At 65.2% G+C, this 20,523-nt stretch carries 20 protein-coding genes; 15 read left to right on the top strand and 5 right to left on the bottom strand.

Annotated features, from left to right (window positions below; translation table 11 throughout):
* Nucleotides 1–24 precede the first annotated feature (24 nt).
* Entirely contained in the window at nucleotides 25–432 is a 408-nt protein-coding gene (locus ACZ5BO_RS13565) for a hypothetical protein (protein WP_025130696.1), read from the bottom strand.
* A 546-nt stretch (nucleotides 433–978) separates the two neighbouring features.
* Between ACZ5BO_RS13565 and ACZ5BO_RS13570 the strand changes: the two genes are divergently transcribed.
* Genes ACZ5BO_RS13570 through mnmH form a run of 3 tightly spaced genes read left to right on the top strand, consistent with a single transcriptional unit; the run spans nucleotide 979 to nucleotide 3,516 of the window.
* Nucleotides 979–1,344 (top strand): nuclear transport factor 2 family protein, encoded by a 366-nt coding sequence (locus tag ACZ5BO_RS13570; protein WP_464700367.1) that lies wholly within the window; start codon nucleotides 979–981, stop codon nucleotides 1,342–1,344.
* 43 nt (nucleotides 1,345–1,387) lie between these two features.
* Nucleotides 1,388–2,422, top strand: a complete 1,035-nt coding sequence (gene selD / locus ACZ5BO_RS13575) for a selenide, water dikinase SelD (protein ID WP_025130698.1) — start codon at nucleotides 1,388–1,390, stop codon at nucleotides 2,420–2,422.
* On the top strand, nucleotides 2,422–3,516 hold the full coding sequence (mnmH, locus tag ACZ5BO_RS13580; protein WP_025130699.1) for a tRNA 2-selenouridine(34) synthase MnmH: 1,095 nt from the start codon (nucleotides 2,422–2,424) through the stop codon (nucleotides 3,514–3,516). Before selD ends, mnmH begins: the two co-directional genes overlap by 1 nt.
* Nucleotides 3,517–4,033: 517 nt before the next feature.
* Here the strand turns inward: mnmH and ACZ5BO_RS13585 are convergent.
* Nucleotides 4,034–5,089 (bottom strand): permease, encoded by a 1,056-nt coding sequence (locus tag ACZ5BO_RS13585; RefSeq protein ID WP_025130700.1) that lies wholly within the window; start codon nucleotides 5,087–5,089, stop codon nucleotides 4,034–4,036.
* Between the two features lie 114 nt (nucleotides 5,090–5,203).
* Nucleotides 5,204–5,980 carry an IclR family transcriptional regulator gene (locus tag ACZ5BO_RS13590; RefSeq protein ID WP_464700370.1) on the bottom strand — a complete coding sequence of 259 codons (777 nt, stop codon included), beginning with the start codon at nucleotides 5,978–5,980 and terminating at the stop codon, nucleotides 5,204–5,206.
* Nucleotides 5,981–6,151: 171 nt separating this feature from the next.
* Between ACZ5BO_RS13590 and ACZ5BO_RS13595 the strand changes: the two genes are divergently transcribed.
* From ACZ5BO_RS13595 to ACZ5BO_RS13610, 4 genes are all read left to right on the top strand, one after another.
* Entirely contained in the window at nucleotides 6,152–6,922 is a 771-nt protein-coding gene (locus ACZ5BO_RS13595) for an ABC transporter substrate-binding protein (protein ID WP_464700372.1), read from the top strand.
* A 90-nt stretch (nucleotides 6,923–7,012) separates the two neighbouring features.
* A complete protein-coding gene (locus ACZ5BO_RS13600) occupies nucleotides 7,013–7,669 on the top strand; it encodes an amino acid ABC transporter permease (RefSeq protein ID WP_464700374.1) in 657 nt (218 codons plus the stop codon).
* Nucleotides 7,666–8,412, top strand: a complete 747-nt coding sequence (locus ACZ5BO_RS13605; RefSeq protein WP_025130704.1) for an amino acid ABC transporter ATP-binding protein — start codon at nucleotides 7,666–7,668, stop codon at nucleotides 8,410–8,412. The genes ACZ5BO_RS13600 and ACZ5BO_RS13605 overlap by 4 nt, the downstream gene beginning before the upstream one ends.
* Nucleotides 8,409–9,698: an NAD(P)/FAD-dependent oxidoreductase gene (locus ACZ5BO_RS13610; protein ID WP_464700376.1), complete on the top strand. Its 1,290-nt coding sequence runs from the start codon at nucleotides 8,409–8,411 to the stop codon at nucleotides 9,696–9,698. The genes ACZ5BO_RS13605 and ACZ5BO_RS13610 overlap by 4 nt, the downstream gene beginning before the upstream one ends.
* Here ACZ5BO_RS13610 and ACZ5BO_RS13615 read toward each other — a convergent pair whose 3' ends face one another.
* The gene (locus ACZ5BO_RS13615; protein WP_025130706.1) at nucleotides 9,699–10,373 is read right to left on the bottom strand and encodes a hypothetical protein; all 675 of its coding nucleotides are present in this window, start codon (nucleotides 10,371–10,373) and stop codon (nucleotides 9,699–9,701) included.
* Nucleotides 10,374–10,598: 225 nt separating this feature from the next.
* On the opposite strand from ACZ5BO_RS13615, the gene ACZ5BO_RS13620 reads away from it, so the two are divergent.
* The 7 genes from ACZ5BO_RS13620 to ACZ5BO_RS13650 all read left to right on the top strand — a co-directional run bounded on the left by ACZ5BO_RS13620 (nucleotide 10,599) and on the right by ACZ5BO_RS13650 (nucleotide 18,494).
* The gene (locus ACZ5BO_RS13620) at nucleotides 10,599–11,303 is read left to right on the top strand and encodes a glutathione S-transferase N-terminal domain-containing protein (RefSeq protein WP_025130707.1); all 705 of its coding nucleotides are present in this window, start codon (nucleotides 10,599–10,601) and stop codon (nucleotides 11,301–11,303) included.
* Nucleotides 11,304–11,522: 219 nt separating this feature from the next.
* The gene (locus ACZ5BO_RS13625; RefSeq protein WP_025130708.1) at nucleotides 11,523–12,425 is read left to right on the top strand and encodes a PhzF family phenazine biosynthesis protein; all 903 of its coding nucleotides are present in this window, start codon (nucleotides 11,523–11,525) and stop codon (nucleotides 12,423–12,425) included.
* Nucleotides 12,422–13,102 (top strand): hypothetical protein, encoded by a 681-nt coding sequence (locus ACZ5BO_RS13630; protein ID WP_464700379.1) that lies wholly within the window; start codon nucleotides 12,422–12,424, stop codon nucleotides 13,100–13,102. The genes ACZ5BO_RS13625 and ACZ5BO_RS13630 overlap by 4 nt, the downstream gene beginning before the upstream one ends.
* 242 nt (nucleotides 13,103–13,344) lie before the next feature.
* Nucleotides 13,345–14,319, top strand: coding sequence for a porphobilinogen synthase (gene hemB / locus ACZ5BO_RS13635; protein ID WP_025130710.1), 975 nt, complete (start codon nucleotides 13,345–13,347; stop codon nucleotides 14,317–14,319).
* Between the two features lie 110 nt (nucleotides 14,320–14,429).
* Nucleotides 14,430–14,951: a sigma-70 family RNA polymerase sigma factor gene (locus tag ACZ5BO_RS13640; protein ID WP_015635079.1), complete on the top strand. Its 522-nt coding sequence runs from the start codon at nucleotides 14,430–14,432 to the stop codon at nucleotides 14,949–14,951.
* Nucleotides 14,948–15,919: a FecR family protein gene (locus ACZ5BO_RS13645; RefSeq protein ID WP_464700382.1), complete on the top strand. Its 972-nt coding sequence runs from the start codon at nucleotides 14,948–14,950 to the stop codon at nucleotides 15,917–15,919. The genes ACZ5BO_RS13640 and ACZ5BO_RS13645 overlap by 4 nt, the downstream gene beginning before the upstream one ends.
* A gap of 100 nt (nucleotides 15,920–16,019) precedes the next feature.
* Nucleotides 16,020–18,494: a TonB-dependent siderophore receptor gene (locus ACZ5BO_RS13650; protein ID WP_464700384.1), complete on the top strand. Its 2,475-nt coding sequence runs from the start codon at nucleotides 16,020–16,022 to the stop codon at nucleotides 18,492–18,494.
* Nucleotides 18,495–18,541: 47 nt separating this feature from the next.
* On the opposite strand, the gene ACZ5BO_RS13655 is transcribed toward ACZ5BO_RS13650, so the two are convergent.
* Complete coding sequence (locus tag ACZ5BO_RS13655) at nucleotides 18,542–19,477, bottom strand: LysR substrate-binding domain-containing protein (RefSeq protein ID WP_464700386.1); 936 nt, start codon at nucleotides 19,475–19,477, stop codon at nucleotides 18,542–18,544.
* A gap of 191 nt (nucleotides 19,478–19,668) precedes the next feature.
* Between ACZ5BO_RS13655 and ACZ5BO_RS13660 the strand changes: the two genes are divergently transcribed.
* Nucleotides 19,669–20,514 (top strand): SDR family NAD(P)-dependent oxidoreductase, encoded by an 846-nt coding sequence (locus tag ACZ5BO_RS13660; protein ID WP_464700388.1) that lies wholly within the window; start codon nucleotides 19,669–19,671, stop codon nucleotides 20,512–20,514.
* Nucleotides 20,515–20,523: the final 9 nt, after the last annotated feature.

Below are 20,523 nucleotides of genomic sequence, written 5' to 3' on the forward strand. Positions count from 1 at the left end.
CTTGCTGTACCGCGCAGCACCGGGTTAAAGGATGGCCGCGGCTTTTTTCTCGACGAGCGCCGCACCCATTACCAGCATTTCGGGCAAGCCCCGGCGTTGCTCTGGCGATGCCGTGCCAAGATGCTGATCACCTTGCCAGAGCTCGCCAGCCACAACTCTCAGGTCGAGTCCGGTTTGCGATTCTCGCAGTGCCTCATGGCCGACCCAGTGCCAGCGCTGCCTTTGCACCGGCGCCTTCGAGGTGTAGAGCCGCAGTGCAAAACTGTCTGCAAGCTCGTTGGGCAACTGCTGGATGGTGACGCGGGTGGCGTACAGGCCCAGCAGGATCGTGTCCTTGTAGCGTTGTGAAACGTACAGCACCTTCGCCGGCCTGAAGCCCTCGCTGATAGGGATCAGCAGGATGTCGCCGGCGGTGGTTTGTCGAGTGCTCATGGCCCAGGCCTGTTTAGTGGTTGAGTGAACGGCGGGTCGCTGCCCGGCCCCTCATGCTGCAGCGCAGTATCGCTGGTTCTGCGCTGAGCACCAGTCCTGAATTGCCCTATCACGGAGCGGCCGGGCCAAAGACACCGGGAGAGTTGACTACGCCTGAGGGCCGTGTTGGCCATGGCCTGCCCCCAGGGGTGCAACGGGTTCTGGTACGTGTCGGGATCTTTGGCCGCGTGGGTTGTGCCCCCCAGGCAAAGAGAGGCAGGCATAGCGCTTCAAGCGCCTGGACGTTGCCGCCAAGAACCCGCAATTTGCCGACCTTGGCCAGAGCTGGGAGCCGCGGGGCCATCAGCCTCAGCCGCAGCGCCCCGGCCGGCACCTTGAACGGCACGCGGCGGGGCGTTCTTGTGGGGGGCATCGGTCCTGGCGGGGCTGTGCAAGCCTAACCAGAGCCCGGGGCTGTTGCTTGGTGCAAGCCGCCCGCCGTGGTCCGGCCTGAGGGGCACGGATGCTAGAGTGCGCCAGTGATCTGCCGCCACCTCAGGAGTGAACATGGCATTGTCCGAACACCTTTTGTTGCTCGAGCGCCAACTGCAACAGGCCGAAGTGCGGGCCGACCGCCAGGCGCTGGAGGCCTTGCTGGCCGATGAATTCCTTGAGTTCGGCGCCAGCGGTGGGCGCTGGGACAAGGCCCAGGTGCTGGCCGACCTGCCGCAGCAGGCCTTCATCGAACGGCACATCAGCGCGTTCGCCGTGCAGTGCCTGGGCCCCGATCTGGCCCAGGCCACCTATCTGTGCCATAACGCCGCAGCCGGCGAGCGCCCGGCCTCGAGTGCCTGGCGCAGCTCGCTGTGGCGCCACCGCGAGGGGCGCTGGCAGATGCTGTTCCATCAGGCAACGCCCCGGCCAAATTCCTGACCCCTCTGCTAGAATCCCGATCCCAGACTTGACGAGGTGCCCCATGAGCGAGCCGATCCGCCTGACCCAGTACAGCCACGGCGCGGGCTGTGGCTGCAAGATTTCACCCCAGGTACTGGAGGTGATCCTGGCCGGCAGTGGGGCACAGAACCTCGACCCCAAGCTCTGGGTCGGCAACGCTTCGCGCGATGACGCGGCGGTCTATGCCATCGACGAAGAACGCGGCGTGGTCTCCACCACCGACTTCTTCATGCCCATCGTCGACGACCCGTTCGACTTCGGCCGCATCGCCGCCACCAACGCCATCAGTGACATCTACGCCATGGGCGGCGACCCGCTGATGGCCATCGCCATTCTCGGCTGGCCGGTGAACGTGCTGGCCCCGGAGGTTGCCCGGGAAGTGATCCGCGGCGGTCGTGCCGTGTGCGACGCGGCGGGCATTCCCCTGGCGGGTGGCCACTCCATCGACGCGCCGGAGCCGATCTTCGGCCTGGCGGTGACCGGGCTGGTGGAAAAACGCTTCATGAAGCGCAACGACACCGCGACCGCCGGCTGCCTGCTGTACCTGACCAAGCCCCTGGGGATTGGCGTGCTCACCACTGCCGAGAAAAAGGGCAAGCTGCGCAGCGCCGACATCGGCCTGGCCCGTGACTGGATGTGCACCCTGAACAAGCCCGGCAGCCGTTTCGGCAAGCTCGAAGGGGTGACCGCGATGACCGACGTCACCGGTTTCGGCCTGCTCGGGCACCTGGTGGAAATGGCCGATGGCAGCGGCCTCACCGCGCAGATTCACTACGACCGCGTGCCGCGCCTGCCGGGAGTCGAGTACTACCTGGACCAGGGCTGCGTGCCTGGCGGCACGTTGCGCAACTACAGCAGCTACGCGGACAAGATCGGCCGCCTGCAGGAACTGCACAAGCGCGTGCTCTGCGACCCGCAAACCAGCGGTGGCCTGCTGGTGGCGGTGACCCCGCAAGGCAATGCCGAGTTCCTCGCCCTGGCGGCGGAGCTGGGCCTGGAACTGGCGCCGATCGGCGAACTGGTGGAGCGACAGAGTCACGCGGTCGAGGTGTTCTGATGCCTTTGGACTGCACCGACTACCGCGCTATTTTCCTCAACGACCGGCCGATGATGGACACCCGGGCGCCGATCGAATTCACCAAGGGCGCCTTTCCCGGGGTGCTCAACCTGCCGCTGATGACCGACCAGGAACGCCAGCGGGTCGGCACCTGCTACAAGCAGCAGGGCCAGCAGGCGGCCATTGTGCTTGGCCACCAACTGGTGTCCGGGGCGATCAAGGCCCAACGGGTGCAAGCCTGGGCGGACTTTGCCAAGGCCCATCCCGATGGCCTGCTGTACTGCTTTCGCGGCGGCCTGCGCTCGCAGATCGTCCAGCAGTGGCTCAAGGAGGCGGGCATCGACTACCCGCGGGTCGGCGGTGGCTACAAGGCCATGCGTACCTTCCTCCTGGAGACCACCGAGCAGGCCTTGCAACAGTGCGATTTGGTGCTGCTGGGGGGCATGACCGGCACCGGCAAGACCGAGGTGCTGGGGCAACTGGACAACGCCCTGGACCTGGAAGGCCACGCCAACCATCGCGGCTCCAGTTTTGGCCGCCGCGCCACCGGGCAGCCGAGCAACATCGACTTCGAAAACCGCCTGGCAGTGGACCTGCTGAAAAAACGTGATCGCGGCGTGCAGAGTTTCGTCCTCGAAGACGAGAACCGCATGATCGGCAGCTGCGCCTTGCCGCTGCCGCTGTACCAGAGCATGCAGGGCTTGCCCATGGTCTGGCTGGAAGACCGCCTCGACAGCCGGGTGCAGCGCATCCTCGACGACTACGTGGTGAACCTCAGCGCCGAGTTTGTCGCGCTGCATGGCGAGTCGGGTTTCGCCCTGTTTGCCGAACGCCTGCTGGAGAGCTTGAACAAGATCCACAAGCGCCTCGGTGGCGAGCGTCACCAGCGGCTGTTCCTGCTGATGGAAGCGGCGCTGGCGGAACAGGCCCGCAGCGGCGACGTGGAACGGCACCGGGCCTGGATCGAAGGCTTGCTGGGCGAATACTACGACCCGATGTACGCCTTCCAGCGCGAGAGCAAGGGCGCGCGGATCGAGTTCAGCGGCGACCATGCTGCAGTGCTCGATTACCTGCGTCAGCGTTCACCGCGCTGACCCGTTCGCTGGTAAACCGGCTCCTGCGTGGGCAGCTCCCCACCGACCGCAGGAGCTGGCTTGCCCGCTAGATCGCCTTCGCCGGCAAGCCGGCTCCTACAGAGCAGCTCCCTACAGACCGTAGGAGCTGGCTTGTCCGCTAGATCGCCTTCGCCGGCAAGCCGGCTCCTACAGGGCAGCTCCCTACCGACCGCAGGAACTGGCTTGCCCGCTAGATTGCCTTCGCCGGCAAGCCGGCTCCTACAGGGCAGCTCTCCACCGACCGCAGGAGCTGGCTTGCCCGCGAGATCGCCTTCGCCGGCAAGCCGGCTCCTACAGGGCAGCTCCCCACCGACCGCGGGAACTGGCTTGCTCGCGAGATTGCCTTCGCCGGCAAGCCGGCTCCTACAGAGCCGCTCTCCACCAACCGCGGGAACTGGCTTGCTCGCGAGATTGCCTTCGCCGGCAAGCCGGCTCCTACAGGGCAGCTCCCTACCGACCGTAGGAGCTGGCTTGCCAGCGAAAGGGCCTTCCAGCCCTACAACAACGCCGCGCCGATCAAGCCGCAGACAATCCCCACCAGCATGGTCAGCACGGCCACGGTCACCAGCACTCGGGCATCGAAATCCTTACGCAGCATCAGCAGCGACGGCAGGCTGACGCTCGGCAGAGTCATCAGCAGCGCCACCGCCGGACCGGTGCCCAGGCCGAGGGTCATCATGGTCTGGACGATGGGGATTTCCGCTGCCGTGGGGATCACGAACAGGGTCCCGGCAATTGCCAGCGGCACCAGCCACAGCAGGCTGTTGCCCATGGCGCCGTCGATGTGCGGGAACAGCCAGACCCGGGCCGCGCCCAACAGCAGCACGGCGAGGATGTAGATCGGGATGGTGCTCCAGAACAGTTGCCACAGGGTCTTGCCCCAGCGGGTGAGGAATGGCTGCTGGTCGACGCTGCTGGCTTCGACCACGGCGTCCACCGCGGCTTCCGGGAGTGTTTCCGGGCCGGCGATGCGCTGCGCGATCAGCGACACGCCGAGCACCAGGACAATGCCCGCCACCAGGCGCAGGGCGGAAAAGCCCCAGCCGAGGACAAAGCCCATGAACACCAGGGTCGCCGGGTTGAGCACCGGGTTGGCGATCCAGAAGGCCAGGGCCGCGCCCACCGAGACATTCTGCCGGCGCATGCCGGCGGCCACCGGCGCGGCGCAGCAGGAGCACATCATGCCCGGCAGGGCGAACAGCCCGCCGCGCAGGGTCGAGCCAAAGCCGGCACGGCCGAACAGCCGCAGCAGCCAGTCCCGGGGGATCAGCACCTGCAGCAGGGAGCCGAGGATCACCGCCAGCACCGCGGCTTTCCAGATCGCCAGGAAATACACCTGGGAATAGGCCAGGGCCGCGCTCCAGGGCGAGCTTTGCTGATCGTTGAGGATCGACGCGCCGATGCTGTGGCTGTCGGCGGCGGCAAAGGCCTTGAAGTAGTAGGGCGACCACTTCACGTAGTACAGACCGATGGCGGCGATCAGCAGGAACAGCAAGGGTTTCCACCAGAGCGCCCAGCCTTGGGCCGGGCGGGTGGGGGTGAGGTTGGACATGAAGGGAATTCCACACAAAGACAATAAGCGCGAATTGTAGCCGCTGGCGCCTCCCTAAGCTGCAAGTCTCAAGCCTCACCGCATGCTTGCCGCTTGCCGCTTGCCGCTTAAAGCTTAGAGCGTGCGTATCGAGGTGCGGATGGCTCGGGCGCATTCGATCACCGAGGGCGCGAGCTTGCGTTCGGCTTCTTCCAGGGTCCAGCGGCTGCTGGGCACCACCACGTGCACCGCGGCCACCGGCAGGCCCTTGCCGTCGAGGATCGGCGCGGCTATCGCCATGTCGCCCAGGAACAGTTCTTCCGGGTTCAGGGCATATCCGCGGCGTTGGGTGGCGTCGATCTCGCGCAGGATCTCGTCCAGGTCGGTGCGGGTGTGCCGGGTGTGGGCCTTGCGGTCGCTGGCTTGAAGAATCTGCAGGGCCTCGGCGGCGGGCAGGGCGCTGAGGTAGGCGCGCCCGGAACCGGTGCAGTACATGGGAATGCGACTGCCGATGGGCATGTGGATGGGAATGAACTTGGGCGCCACGAAGCGCGCCACATAGACCATGTCCAGGCCATCAGGCTCGGTGAGGTTGGTGGTTTCTCCGGTGACCTGGGCCAGTTCGGCAAGGAACGGGTTGGCCACATCCACCAAGGTGTCGGCGGCCAGGTAGTTGTAGCCGATCTCCATCACCCGCGGGGTCAGTTGGAAGCGCTTGGTCTGCGGGTGCTTACGCACGTAGCCCAGCTGTTCCAGGGTATGGATCATGCGCTGCGCCGAGCTTTTGTTGATGTCGGCGGCGGCGGCGATTTCCGCCAGGTTCATGGTCCGTTGCGCGGCGTTGAAGGCCCGCAGCACCGCCAGGCCCTTCTCCAGTGACTGGTTGAAAAGGGAGTTGTTGTTATCGCTCATGACCAGTCCTTTCAGGCTATTTTGTGTTTTGAATATCGATATTCGATATTTATAAATCTCTTTACGATTTTTGTAAATTGTTTATAGTCGGGCTTATGCCTCCTGCCTTCCACACCAGAGGCTATCCATCACGGACTTCAAACAATAAAACCGTCCAATGGGAGATTCGCCATGCATACCCGCACTCGCGTCCTTGCACCCGCTGTATTTGCCCTCTGTTGCGCCCTTGGCCTGGGCCATTCGGTTTCGGCCCGGGCCGAGCCGCAGTACAAGGTCGGGGCCACCGCCACCGGCATTCCGTTCACCTTTCTTGACGTCAAGAGCCAGAGCATCGAAGGCATGATGATCGATGCCGCCCGGGCCGTGGGCAAGGCCGGCGGTTTCGGCGTGGAGATCCAGCAGACCACCTTTGCTGCTCTGATTCCGTCGCTGACCTCGAACAAGATCGACATCATTTCCGCCGCCATGCTGCGCACCCCGGTGCGTGAGAAGGTGGTGCAGTACTCCGACCCGGTGTTCAGCTACGGCGAGGGGCTGATCGTCAAGGCCGACGACGCCACTGACTACAAGAACATGCAGGACCTGGCCGGGCAAACTGTCGGCGCCCAGGTGGGCACGGTGTTCATCGACGAATTGAACAAGCGCGGGATCTTCAAGGAAGTGCGTGGCTACGACTCGATTCCCGACCTGATGCGCGACTTGGCCCTGGGGCGGATCAAGGCCGGTTTCGCCGACCGCCCGATCCTCGCCTATCAACTGGCCCAGGGCACTCAGAACAAGGTGCGCCTGGTCAAGGGCTACCAGCCGGTGGTCATGGGCGACGTCTGCCTGATCGTGCGCAAGGGCGATGCCCAGACCCTCGCCGAGGTCAATCGCGGGATCGCCGCGATCAAGGCCGACGGCACCCTGCAACGCATTGTCAAGCACTGGAAGCTCGACTGATCCGGCCCTTGGGCCTGCATCAACGTTGCGCAGTGGTCCGGCCGTGCGGCCGGGCCTGTTCTGTCCATTCCTGATTCCACGGGTCTTCCTATGTTTCTCCAGAACGCTCTGGACTTCCTGCCCATTCTATTGAAAGGGGCGGTGGTCACCCTGCAGGTCACGGTAGGGTCCTTCGTGCTCAGTTCGCTGATCGGCCTGCTGTTCGCCTTGATGATGGTCTCCAAGGTACGGACGATCTCCCTGTTCGCCATTGGCGTGGTCAACGTCATTCGCGGACTGCCGATCATCGTCCAGCTGTTCTACATCTACTTCGTGCTGCCGGATTTCGGCATCCAGCTGTCGGCCATGCAGGCCGGGGTGATCGGCCTTGGCATCGCCTACTCGGCGTACCAGGCGGAAAACTTCCGTGCCGGTATCCAGGCCATTCATCAGGGGCAGATCGAGGCCGCCGAATCCATCGGCATGCGCGGCGCCATGATCATGCGCCGGGTGGTCTTGCCCCAGGCCATGCGCATTGCCCTGCCGCCCTACGGCAACACCCTGGTGATGATGCTCAAGGACTCGTCTCTGGTGTCCACCATCACCGTGGCCGAGATGACCCGGGCCGGGCAACTGATCGCGTCCTCGACCTTCGAGAACATGACCGTCTACACCCTGGTGGCCTTGCTCTACCTGGCCTTGAGCCTGCCGCTGTCCTTTGCCCTGCGCCTCCTGGAAGCGCGCATCAGCACCCGGAGAAAGCCATGATCCAGATCAAGGGCGTACATAAGAGCTTTGGCAGCGTGGCGGTGCTCGAAGGCATCGACCTGCAGGTGCAGAGCGGTGAAGTGGTGTGCCTGATCGGTCCCTCGGGGTCCGGCAAGTCGACCCTGCTGCGCTGCATCAACGGTTTGGAAAGCTATGAACGAGGCGACATCCTGGTCAGTGGCGCGCGGGTCGATCGCCATGCCAAGAGCATCCATGAATTGCGCACCCGGGTGGCCATGGTGTTCCAGCGCTTCAACCTGTTCCCCCATCGCACCGCTTTACAGAACGTCACCGAGGGGCCGATCTACGTCAAGAAGCAGGACCCCAAGCAGGCCCGGCTGCGCGCCGAGGCCCTGCTGGAAAAAGTCGGCCTGGGCCATCGCATGCACGCTTATCCGGATGAACTGTCCGGCGGCCAGCAACAGCGGGTGGCCATTGCCCGGGCCCTGGCCATGGACCCGGAAGCGATCCTGTTCGACGAGCCGACCTCGGCCCTGGATCCGGAACTGGTGGGGGAGGTGCTGGCAGTGATGCGCAAGCTGGCCGACGAGGGCATGACCATGATCGTGGTCACCCATGAAATGGGCTTTGCCCAGGACGTGGCGGATCAGGTGTGCTTCCTCCACAGCGGACGCATCGTCGAGGCCGGCCCGGCCCGGACTGTGCTCAGCACCCCGAGCCATCCGCGCACTCAGGATTTCCTGCGACGCCTGCTCAACCAGGGTGCGGAGGTGCAGGCATGAACGCCCCCCACACCTTGGCAATGCCGCCCTCGCTGTGGGCGGCCACGGCCATGCCGGCCGAGCACACCCCGGCGCTGGCCGAGGACCGGGAGGTCGATGTGGCGATTGTCGGTGCCGGCTACACCGGGTTGGTGAGCGCTCTGCGCCTGGCCCAGAGCGGTGCCAGGGTCTGCCTGCTGGATGCCGGCGAGCCCGGCTGGGGCGCCTCCGGGCGCAACGGCGGGCAGGTGATCCCCGGGCTCAAGTTCGACCCCGAGCAGTTGCTGGCCAAGTTCGGCCCGGTGCAGGGCGACGCGCTGATCGAGGCGGTAGGTTCGGCGGCCGATGAAGTGTTCGAGCTGATCAAGGAGCACGGCATTCGCTGCGACGCCACCCGCAAGGGCTGGATCCAGCCGGCGTTTTCCGGCGCCGCGATGCACACCCTTGAGCAGCGCGCCGAGCAGTGGCGCCAGCGCGGCGTGGCCGTGGAGTTGCTGGACAAAGCTGCGGTGAGCCAGCGCATCGGCAGCCCGCAGTACCTGGGCGGCTGGGTCGACCCGCGGGCCGGCAGCCTGCACCCCTTGAATTACGCCCGGGGCCTGGCCCGGGTGGCCCTGGGATTAGGGGTGAGCATTCACGGCCAGAGCCGGGTCCGGCAACTGCAGCGCGATGGCGGGCGATGGACCCTGGAGACCGAGCGCGGCGCCCGGGTGCGAGCCTCGAAGGTGCTGCTGGCGACCAATGGCTACACCGACGACCTGTGGCCGGGGCTGCGCCAGACGGTGATCGCCGCCAACAGTTTCATCATCGCCACCCGGCCGCTGCCTGCCGAGCTGCGCCAGAGCATTTTGCCGGGCGGCGAGGTGTGCTCCGATGCCCGGCGCCTATTGCTGTACTTCAAGCAGGATGCCCAGGGGCGCTTGCTGCTGGGTGGGCGCGGGCCGTTTTCCGAGCCGCGTCGGGATGCCGACTGGAACCACCTGGAGCGCTCGTTGCTGAACCTGTTTCCGCAGCTTGCAGGCATCCCTATCGAGTACCGCTGGAGTGGGCGCGTGGCCCTGACCCCGAGCTTTCTGCCGCAGTTGCACGAGCCTGCGCCCGGGCTGTCGATCCTGCTGGGCTACAACGGTCGTGGGATTGCCTTGTCGACCCTGCTGGGCAAGCACTTGGCGATGCGCCTGGTAGAGGCCGGGCAGGGCTTCCCGTTCCCGGTCACGCCGCTGCGGCCAATTCCGCTGCACGGCTCGCAACGCTTGTACCTGGGCGCCGGCATTGCCTGGTACCGCCTGCTCGATGCCCTGGGCTGATCAGCTCGGGCAGCTCTGCTCGCCGTTGTCCAGGCCTTGCTTGTAGCTCTGGCTGTGGAGGCGGGCCTTGCCGTTGTGCCAGGTCAGGGTCAGCACATACAGCGAGTCGTAGTCGTTGGAGGCCCAGTCTTCGGTGATCGGGCGTTTTTCGCCAACGGCCTGTTCGGCGACCTTGTTGATCAACTCTGGCAAATAGCCGTGGGACCAGGCGGTGTAGATGATCGCGTTGTGATAACGGTCATGCAGCAATTCGTCGGCCAGGTCGCTGGTGTCGTTGGCGGCGAAGTCGATGTTCACCGGCAGGCCGAGCTTGATGGCGCTGGGGCTGATGGTCATCAACGGGCGGATGTAGCTGTAGGAGTTGTCCAGTTCGCCTTCCTCGACATTGCGTGTCGGGTCGGCGGCGAACACGTACTGGGCCTTGCCGAACTTCTCCGGCAGCAGTGAAGCCAGGTCGATGGCCCGGTTCAGCCCCTGGCAATTGAGCTGGCCAAGACCGCCGGCGGGTTTTTCGGCGTGGCGCAGGAACACCAGGGTCTGGGTGCCGTCCGCCGGTTGTGCACGACTGACGCTGGACTCCAAAGACAGGCACAGGGCGCTGGCCAGCAGCAGGGCCGGCAGCAGCAGGTAGGAGCGCTGCTTGAGGCGATGGGCAAGGCGATAGGGCAGGGGCATGGGCGTGTCATTCTTCGAGGCAATGAGTGGCGGCTGACAAACCGGCGTTCCCTGTCATTGAGCCTGTGGGCAGGCTGTGCTTTCTGAGTCCCTGAATGGCGTTTGGTTCGATTGACCGGCAGGTTAACCGCTGCATGTTGCCGATTTAAGAATCCCGGGCGGATAATCCCCAGCCGTTGCCTGCGTGTTGCGCAGTTCCCCTTTGCCTGTCACTGGAAGCCTGTCATGACCGACCTGTCCGCTTTTGCCGTTACCCAGAAATGGCCCGCGAATTACCCAGAGTGGATCCAGCTGTATTCGTTGCCGACCCCCAACGGGGTCAAGGTCTCGATCATGCTCGAAGAGATTGGCCTGCCTTACGAGGCGCACCGGGTGAGTTTCGAGACCCAGGACCAGATGACCCCGGAGTTTCTCTCGGTAAGCCCGAACAACAAGATTCCGGCGATCCTCGATCCCCATGGGCCGGGGGATCAGCCTCTGGCGTTGTTCGAGTCGGGGGCGATCCTGATCTACCTGGCGGACAAGAGCGGGCAGTTGCTGGCCCAGGAATCTGCCGCGCGCTATGAAACCATTCAGTGGCTGATGTTCCAGATGGGCGGCATCGGGCCGATGTTCGGGCAACTGGGGTTCTTCAACAAGTTTGCCGGCAAGGATTACGAGGACAAGCGCCCGCGTGATCGTTATGTGGCGGAGTCCAAGCGTCTGCTGGGGGTGCTGGACAAGCATCTGCAAGGGCGTGAGTGGATCATGGGCGAGCGTTACACCATCGCCGATATCGCCACCTTCCCGTGGATTCGCAACCTGATCGGGTTTTATGAGGCGGGGGAGTTGGTGGGGATTGACGGGTTTCCCGATGTGCAGCGGGTGCTGGCGAAGTTTTTGGCGCGGCCGGCGGTGGTGAGGGGGTTGGAGATTCCCAAGGCTGTTTGATCGAGGGCATGCCCGCTGCTGCGGTAGCCGTTTCTGGCGATTCTGCCTTCGCGGCGGCGGGCGCTACATGTTTTGTATTGGCGGTCAGGGCAGCTTATGGTTGCGCTCTTACCGCGAGTCGCTTCGGGGGGCCAAGTAAGTGAAGGCCTCTGCCCCCGCATCCGCCCCCCCAACCACAGTAAACTCCCCCTCCACCCGCCACCCTGCACAGGACCGCGCATGAGCTCCCTTGATTTCAAACAGGTCGACGTCTTCAGTTCCCAGCCTTTCAAGGGCAACCCCGTGGCCGTGGTGTTCGGCGCCGACGCGCTCGATGACCCGCAGATGGCAACCTTCGCCAACTGGACCAACCTCAGCGAAACCACCTTCATTCTCAACCCCCGGGACCCCCGTGCCGACTACCGCCTGCGGATCTTCACCACCCTCCAGGAGCTGCCTTTCGCCGGCCACCCGACCCTGGGCAGTTGCCATGCCTGGCTGGAATCCGGCGGGGTGCCCCGGGGCGAGGAGATCATCCAGGAATGCGAAGTGGGCCTGGTGCGGATCCGCCGCCAGGGGGATCAACTGGCGTTTCTGGCGCCGCCACTGCTGCGCGCCGGCCCGGTAGACGCCGAGTTGCTGGAGCAGGTACGCCTGGGCCTGGGGCTGGCCCAGGGGGCCATAGTCGCTGCCCAGTGGGTCGACAACGGCGCCGGCTGGCTGGCGGTGATGCTCGGTGAGCGCCAGCAGGTACTCGACCTGCAACCCGACTACCCACAACTCACCGGCCTGGCAGTGGGGGTGATCGCTCCCTGTGACCCGCAGCGTGACGCCACCGACGCCCAGTTCGAAGTGCGGGCCTTTATTGCCGGCGATGGCATGCCCGAAGACCCCGCCACCGGCAGCCTGAATGCCGGCATCGCCCAATGGTTGCTGGGCGCCGGCCTGGCCCCGGACCGCTACAGCGTCAGCCAGGGCCTGAGCATGGGGCGTGCGGGGCGTATCGAGGTGGCGCGGATTGGCGACGAAGTCTGGATCGGCGGCACGGCGCTGACGTGCATCGAAGGACGCTTGGGACATCTCCCGGCTAAGGCTCAAGGAGGCAGCCACCCATCCTCGCCCACTGTGCCGGGCCAGCCATGATCCTGCTGGGCCTTGGTGCCGGCGAAGACGCCGGCCAGCGCAAGCAGGCACCACGCCTGGTCGGTGGGGCTGGGGTGGTGTCCTGCAAGGAGCTGCTGGCCTTGGCCCGGTCACACTGGCCCGTAGGCAAACAGGCGCCGCAAGTGCTGTCGCCTGGGCGCGAAAGAGTGAAGCCCGGCATGCTGCTGACAGGCCTGCTGGGCTGCTTGGTCTTCGTTCCACTGCTCTGTTTTGCAGACACCGCGCCTGTCAAGCAACAGCCCCATGCCGCGGCCTTGCCTGGAAAGCAACCGGGCAGCGAATCCGCAGCCTCTGCGAACCCGGCGCACCCCCCCGGCGCGAAGGCGATTGCCATACAGGCCACGTGCAACCTGCCGCGCACGCCGTCGCCGGGCAAAGTCGTTGAAATATATTGGACCCAGGGCCCGGACGATGAGCCTGTCGTGGGGGGCGAGGCAGACCATTACGTCGACCTCAACCTGATCGTTCGAACCCTGGGCTACCCGTCTGGCGAATGCATCGAGGCGACCATTCAAGCTGAAAACGACGCCGATGAAATTGTCGACACGATCAAGCAAATCGTGCTCAGGGGCCCGGTCGACGACCAAGGCATGGCCTACTTCAAAACACCCCTGAAGAGCTACACCCTCAACCTCCAGGGCAGCGAACCGGAATAGAAGGGGGCAGGGGCCGCTTGCAGCTTGCCGCTGTTCCTCTGCTCCTGTTGCGTCAGATGGTCGCAGGTGCGCCTCGCCGAACGCCTGGAACCACGCAAACACGGGGCTTTGTGGCGATTGTTACGGCTTTGGCAAGGCTCTCTTGAGGCGCACGGGTTTGTACCGCGGCGGCCGGGGGCATAAGCTTTGGGCCTTTTTTCGACATAGCTCGTGTTCGCCCGCGCTCAGCCTTAGGAAAAATCATGTCCAGCCAGTTCCCAGAAGCCCGTCCTCGTCGCCTGCGTCGCTCCGAACAATTGCGCAGCCTGTTCCAGGAAACCGAGTTCACCCTCAACGACCTGGTGCTGCCGATTTTCGTCGAGGAAGAGATCGACGACTTCGTGCCGATCAAGAGCATGCCCGGGGTGATGCGCATTCCCGAGTCGAAGCTGGCCGGGGAGATCGAGCGCTACGCCCGCGCCGGAATCAAGTCGGTGATGACCTTCGGTGTGTCCCACCACCTGGACTGCGACGGTAGCGATACCTGGAAGGAAAACGGCCTGGTCTCGCGGATGTCGCGCATTGCCAAGGACGCTGTGCCGGAAATGATCGTGATGTCCGACACCTGCTTCTGCGAGTACACCGACCACGGCCATTGCGGGGTGATGCACGGCCATGAGGTGGACAACGATCAGACCCTGGCCAACCTCGGCAAGCAGGCGGTCGCCGCGGCTCGCGCTGGCGCCGATGTGATCGCGCCGTCGGCGGCCATGGACGGCCAGGTCCAGGCCATCCGCCGCGCGCTGGACGCCGCCGGGTTCACCCAGACGCCGATCATGGCCTATTCCACCAAGTTCGCCTCGGCGCTCTACGGTCCGTTCCGTGAAGCCGGCGGCAGTGCGCTCAAGGGCGACCGCAAGAGCTACCAGATGAACCCGATGAACCGCCGCGAAGCGGTGCGCGAGTCTCTGCTGGACGAGCAGGAAGGCGCCGACTCGCTGATGGTCAAGCCTGCCGGGGCCTACCTGGACATCATCCGCGACATCCGCGAGGCTTCGCGCCTGCCGGTGGCGGCGTACCAGGTCAGCGGCGAGTACGCGATGATCAAGTTCGGCGCCCAGGCCGGGGCCATCGACGAGCAGCGGGTGGTGCGCGAGAGCCTGGGGTCGATCAAGCGTGCCGGCGCCGACCTGATCTTCACCTACTTCGCCATGGACCTGGCCCTGGCCGGGATCTGATTAGGCCCCGCAGTACCGCCACGAACGTCGTCCGGCGTTCGTGGCTATTGCCAAGACTTCCGCCTCTACATGACAATGCGATTCATTATCAAATATGAATCCTTACTGTCATGCCCGCCGACGACTTATCCCTGCGCTGTGCCGTCACCGACCTCTACACCCATCACCATGGCTGGTTGCAGGGCTGGTTGCGCCAGCGCCTGGGCAATGCCTTCGATGCCGCTGACCTGGCCCAGGACACCTTCGTGCGGGTGCTCAAGGCGCGCAACGCAGTGGAGATCCGTGAGCCGCGGCCCTACCTGTCGCGCATCGCCCGGGGCCTGCTGATCGATCTGTTTCGCCGCCGTTCTCTGGAACAGGCCTACCTCGAAGCCCTGGCCCTGGTGCCCGAGGGCGAGCACCCGTCGCCGGAGGAGCAGAGCGTGCTGTTCCAGGCGCTGATGGAAATCGACCGGCTGCTGGATGGCCTGGGGCCCAAGGTGAAACAGGCTTTCCTGCTGTCCCAGTGCGACGGCCTGACCTACGAGCAGATCGCCGAACGCCTGCAGATTTCCGTGCGCAGCGTGAGCAACTACATGGCCAAGGCTATGGAGCATTGCTGCCTGATGCAGATGCGGATGCAGCTGTCATGAGTTTCGCCGGCCTGCAACTGAGCGTCGGCGAGCGCCAGGCCATCAGCGGCGCGGCCCGTTGGTACGCGCAATTGCGCTCCGGCAGCGCCAGCGAGCAGGAGCAGGCAGCCTGGCGCGAATGGCTGGCCGCCGACCCCTTGCACCGCCAGGCGTGGGAGCGCATGCAGCAACTGGGCGAGCAGATGTCGGCGCTGCCCGGCGGCCTGGCCGGTTCCACCTTGCGCGGGGCAGGGCGCTCGCGCCGCGAGCTGATGCGCAACCTGGTGGTGCTGGCCTCGGCCGGTTCCCTGGGCTGGCTGGGCTGGCGCAGCGACAGCGCCCAGCAACTGCTGGCAGACTACCGGACCCGGATCGGCGAGCGCCGGCAAGTGCGCCTGGCGGACGGCACTTCGCTACTGCTCAATACCAACACCTCGATCAACGTGCAGTTCGACAGCCAGCAACGCAAGGTGCAGCTGTTGTGGGGCGAGATGCTGGTCAGCACCGCTGCCGATTCCTTGCAGCGGCCGTTCCGGGTTTTCACCCGGGACGCCGAGGTGCTGGCCCTGGGCACTCGCTTCGTGCTGCGCAGCGATGAGCGTGAGGAGCAGGTGGCGGTGCTGGAGCACGCGGTGCAGGTCAGCCTGGGCGCAGGCCTTGCGCCGCGTCGGGTCGAGGCCGGCCAGCAATTGGCGTTCAGCGCCGGGGGCTTTGCCGCGCTGCGGCCCAACGATGCCGCAGTGGGTGCCTGGCGCCAGGGCAGCATCATCGCCATCGACCGGCCCCTGGGGGAATTGCTGGCCGACCTGTCGCGCTACCGCCACGGGGTTGTACAGTGCGATCCGCAGATTGCCGGGCTGAAGATTTCCGGGGCCTTCCCCATCGATGACACCGACCGCGCCCTGGCGGCGCTGGAAAGCGGTTTCTCCCTGCAGATCAAGCGCTATACCCGCTACTGGGTACGGGTTTCCGATAGCCGCGTGGGTTGAATCCGCGGGGCGAAAAAAATCAATGGTCTTTGCATGTTTGCCCCTCCTGGTCCGGCTTATCCCCCAGTGGATTCATTTTCGTTAGCGGGGAAGGCAAAGCATGTCTGATGTTCACAAGTCGAAGTTGGCCCAGGCGATCAAGGTCGGGCTTTGGGGCGCACTGGCGGTCTACGGTGCGGCACTGCTGCCGTTGACCGCAGTGGCGGCCAGCGAACAGACCGCGGTGCGCCGCTTCGATATTGCCGCCGGTGACCTGACCGAGGTGCTCAGCCGTTACGCCAGCGCTGCCGGCGCGGCAATTTCCTTCGATGCCCGGCAGACCGCCGGCCTGCGTTCGGCGGGGCTCAAGGGTGAATACGGGGTACAGGAAGGCTTTGCGCGGATTCTCGCCGGCAGCGGCTGGCAGGCCGAGCCGCAGAGCAACGGCAGCTTCGTGCTGCGCCCCGTGCCCCAGGGCAGCGGCGCTTTGGAGTTGGGCACCACCCAGGTGCAGGGCCAGGAGCTGGGGGCCACCACCGAGTATTCTGGTTCCTACACCACCGGCGCTGTCACCATCGGCAAGGGCCAGCACTCGCTCAAGGAAACCCCGCAGTCGGTGACCGTGATCACCCGCAAGATGCTCGATGATCAGAACCTCAACACCATTGACCAGGTGATGGAGAAAACCCCGGGTATCACCCTTTACGACTCGCCCATGGGCGGCAAGTATTTCTACTCCCGGGGCTTTCGCATGACCGGCCAGTACCAGTACGACGGCGTGCCCCTGGACATGGGTAGCAGCTACGTACAGGCCGATAGCTTCAGCAGCGACATGGCCTTCTATGACCGGGTGGAGATCCTGCGTGGCGCCGCCGGCATGCTCAAGGGCGCGGGCGGCACTGCCGGCTCGGTGAACTTCGTGCGCAAGCGCGGCCAGGCCACGCCGCACACTGAACTGACGATGTCCGCCGGCAGCTGGGACAACTACCGGGCCCAGGTGGACACCGGCGGGCCGTTGAACGATGCCGGTACCGTCCGCGGCCGGGCGGTGGTGACCCAGCAGACCCGGCAGTACTTCTACGACCTGGGCGAGCGCAAGGACCAGGTCTACTACGGCGCCCTGGATTTCGACCTCAGCGACGCCACCACCCTGGGCCTGGGCATGGCCTATGAAGACGTCGACTCGCGCCCGTGCTGGGGCGGCCTGCCGCGCTACAGCGACGGCAGCGACCTCAAGCTGGGCCGTTCCACCTGCCTGAACACCGCCTGGAACAACTCGCGCAGCAAGCGCGCGACCTATTTCGCCGACCTGCGCCAGCAACTCAACGACGACTGGGCGCTGAAGGTGGCCGGGGTCTACACCCGCAATACCCAGGACATCGAGTACGCCTTCCCCAGCGGTTCGGTGCCGGTGGGGGCCAGCCGTTCCAGCACCCTGATGCTGGGCAGCATCTACGACTACGACCAGGTGGACTACGGCTTCGATGCCTATGTCGACGGGCACTTCCAGGCCTTTGGCCAGGAGCACGAGCTGACCTTCGGCGCCAACGCCAGCCGCTCGATCAAGGACGACTTCTACGCCGTGGCCGGCTTGCCCCAGCGGCAGAACGTGCTGGACCCCGATCACCACCTGCCCAAGCCGGACGCGGGCCTCTACGAAACCAACGCCACCCGCGGCGGCCCGTCGGACACGCGAATCCAGCAACAGGGCCTGTACTCGACCTTGCGCCTGAAACTTGCCGATCCGCTGACCCTGGTGATGGGCGGCCGGGTCAGTTGGTACAAGTCGCAAAGCGATTCGGTTTCCTACTGGTTCAACACCCGCACCCCGCAACGCACCTCGGCCAAGGAAACCGGCGAGGTCACGCCCTTTGCCGGCCTGCTGTATGACCTCAACGAAAACCTGACGGCCTACGTCAGCTATTCCAGCATCTTCACCCCCCAGGGCAGCTATCAGACCTTGAGTGGTGCGCCGCTCAAGCCGCTGGTGGGCAAGAGCTACGAAGCTGGGATCAAGGGCGAATGGTTAGACGGGCGCCTGAACACCGCCTTCAGCCTGTTCCGCACGATTCAGCAGGACCAGGCCCAGGACGACCCGGCCTGCCCCGACAGCAGTTGCTCGATGAGCTCGGGCAAGGTTCGCGCCCAGGGGTTTGAAGCCGAGGTCAGTGGCGAGCCGGTCGAGCGCCTGCAACTGCTGGCCGGCTACACCTATACCCAGACCAAGACCCTGGAAGACGCCGACAGTGCCACCGACGGCCAGCCGTTCAACTCCTACGTGCCGCGCCATCTGTTGCGGGTGTGGAGCGACTACGCCCTGGACGGCGCGCTGGAGCGCTTCACCCTGGGGGCCGGGGTCAATGCACAGAGCGACAACTACCGGGTCTCGCCCTCCAGCGGCAAACACATTTCCCAGGCCGGCTATGCGATCTGGAACGGCCGCATCGGCTATCGCATCGACGACACCTGGTCCCTGGCGCTGAACGGCAACAACCTGTTCGACAAGCGCTACTACACCACCATCGGCACCGAGAACTTCGGCAACTTCTATGGTGAACCGCGCAACTTCACGCTGTCAGTCAAGGCCAGCTTCTAAATCGGGCTGCAGGCACGCTGCGAGCCAGGGCCGGGATGCTACGGCGCTCAGCCCTGGAGGGGCTGGCCTGCTTGGCCTGCTGGCACCGCTGCTGGTGCCAGCAGGCCAAGCAGGTGCTGCAACTGCGGTGAGTGGTTGTCCTGGCGCCAGTTCAGGTACAGGCCCAGGCTGCTGTCGGTGGTGCCGGCCATGGGCCGCAGCGGACGAAACGCCACCTTGTCCTGCCGCACCGAGCGGGCCATGGATTCAGGCACCAGGGCTACGCCGAAGCCGCAGGCCACCAGGCCGACCAGGGTGTGGATCTGCGCCGCTTCCTGGACCACCCGCGGGATGAAACCGGCATCGGCACACAGGGCCAGCAACTGGTCGTGATAACCGCTGCCCAGGTCCCTGGGGGTAAAGACGAAGTCCTGGGTGGCAAAATCCTTCAGGTCCACCGCACCTGCCTGGGCCCCGGGATGTTCGACGGGCAGGGCCAGGACGATCGGCTCGGCGAGGATGCGCCGGGAAACGATGGTCGGCTCCGGCAGTGGCAGGTGGCGCATCAAGGCGATATCCACTTCACCGCTGAACAGGGCCTGGGCCTGGCTGGCAGACGGCAGTTCCCGCAGCTGCAGGTGGACCTTGGGCCGTTCTTCACGAAACTGCCGCAGGGCGTCCAGCAGCGTCGGGTAGCAGGCGATGGAAATCGAGCTGACCGTCAGCGTGCCGGCCATGCCCAGGCTGACGTTGCGCGCCTGCTCGATGCCTTGCGCCAGGTGCTCCAGGGTGTCTCGGGCGGTCGCCAGGAAGGCCGTGCCGGCCGCGGTCAGCGCGACCCCGCGGCGGTTGCGGTCGAACAGGCCAAAACCGAGCCTTGCCTCCAGCCGGCTGATGGCCTGGCTCAACGGCGGCTGGGCCATGTGCAGCCGCGCAGCGGCCCGGTGAAAGTGCAGCTCTTCAGCGACGACGATGAACTGGCGCAGCAGGCGCGTCTCGACCATGGCGGGGGTCCTTGTCAGTTAGGGCCGAGGCTGGCGGGGTGGCGTGCTCGGGAGCAATGGACTCTAAACCTTTGGGTGCAAGGTTTCACCGGTTTGTGACTGATATTAAAAAGCGCTCACAGCGGCCTCTATTTAGTATTAAGCCAATGACTTTCCTGTTGTTACTCTCTTGCGCAAACGGAGGGTCCAGCATGAATTTCACCGGTAGAACCGCCATCATCACTGGCGCCGCACGGGGCCTGGGCCTGAGTTACGCCAGGGCCCTGGCCGCATGTGGCGCCCAGGTCGTGATCAGTGACCTGGGCACTGATCAGCAGGGAGGCGGTGCCGACCCCGGGGTGGTCGAGGCGGCTGTCCGCACCTTGCGCGCCGAGGGTGCCCGGGTGGTCGGCCACAGTGCCAGCCTGGCCGACGAGGCCGGCTGCCAGGCCCTGGTGGCGCTGGCGCTGGAGTCATTTGGCGGCGTCGACATGCTGATTCACAACGCAGGCTGGGTCGGCTACCAGTCGCTTGAGCAGAGCGATGCCGGGTTTATCCAGAGCATGCTCGACATCAACCTCTACGCGCCGGTGTGGCTGTGCAAGCAGGCCTGGCCGCACCTCAAGCGCTCGCCGGCGCCCCGGGTGCTGCTGACCACCTCGGACCGGGCCCTGTACCTGCGCCATGCCCAACCGGGGTTGCTGGCCTATGCCGCGGGTAAGATGGCCCAGGTCGGCCTGATGAATGCCCTGGGCAAGGAGGGCGCTGAGCACGGGATTCTGGTGAACGCGGTGTCGCCGGTGGCCAAGACCCGCATGTGGGGCGTGACCGAGGCGCCCCAGGAACTCAAGCCGGAATGGGTCACCCCGGGGGTGCTGTTTCTGCTCAGCGAGCTCTGCCATGACAGCGGCTACATCCTGCGGGCCAGCAACGGCCAGTTCAGCGCCACGCGCTTCGAGGAAAACCCCGGCGTCGACTATCCCCGGGACCTGGCGCGGATCAAGGCGGCGACCGTGGCCGAGTTCGCCGAGCGTTGGCCAAGTATCAAGGAGCATTGAAAGGGCTGA

Source organism: Pseudomonas sp. FFPRI_1 (assembly GCF_055384485.1).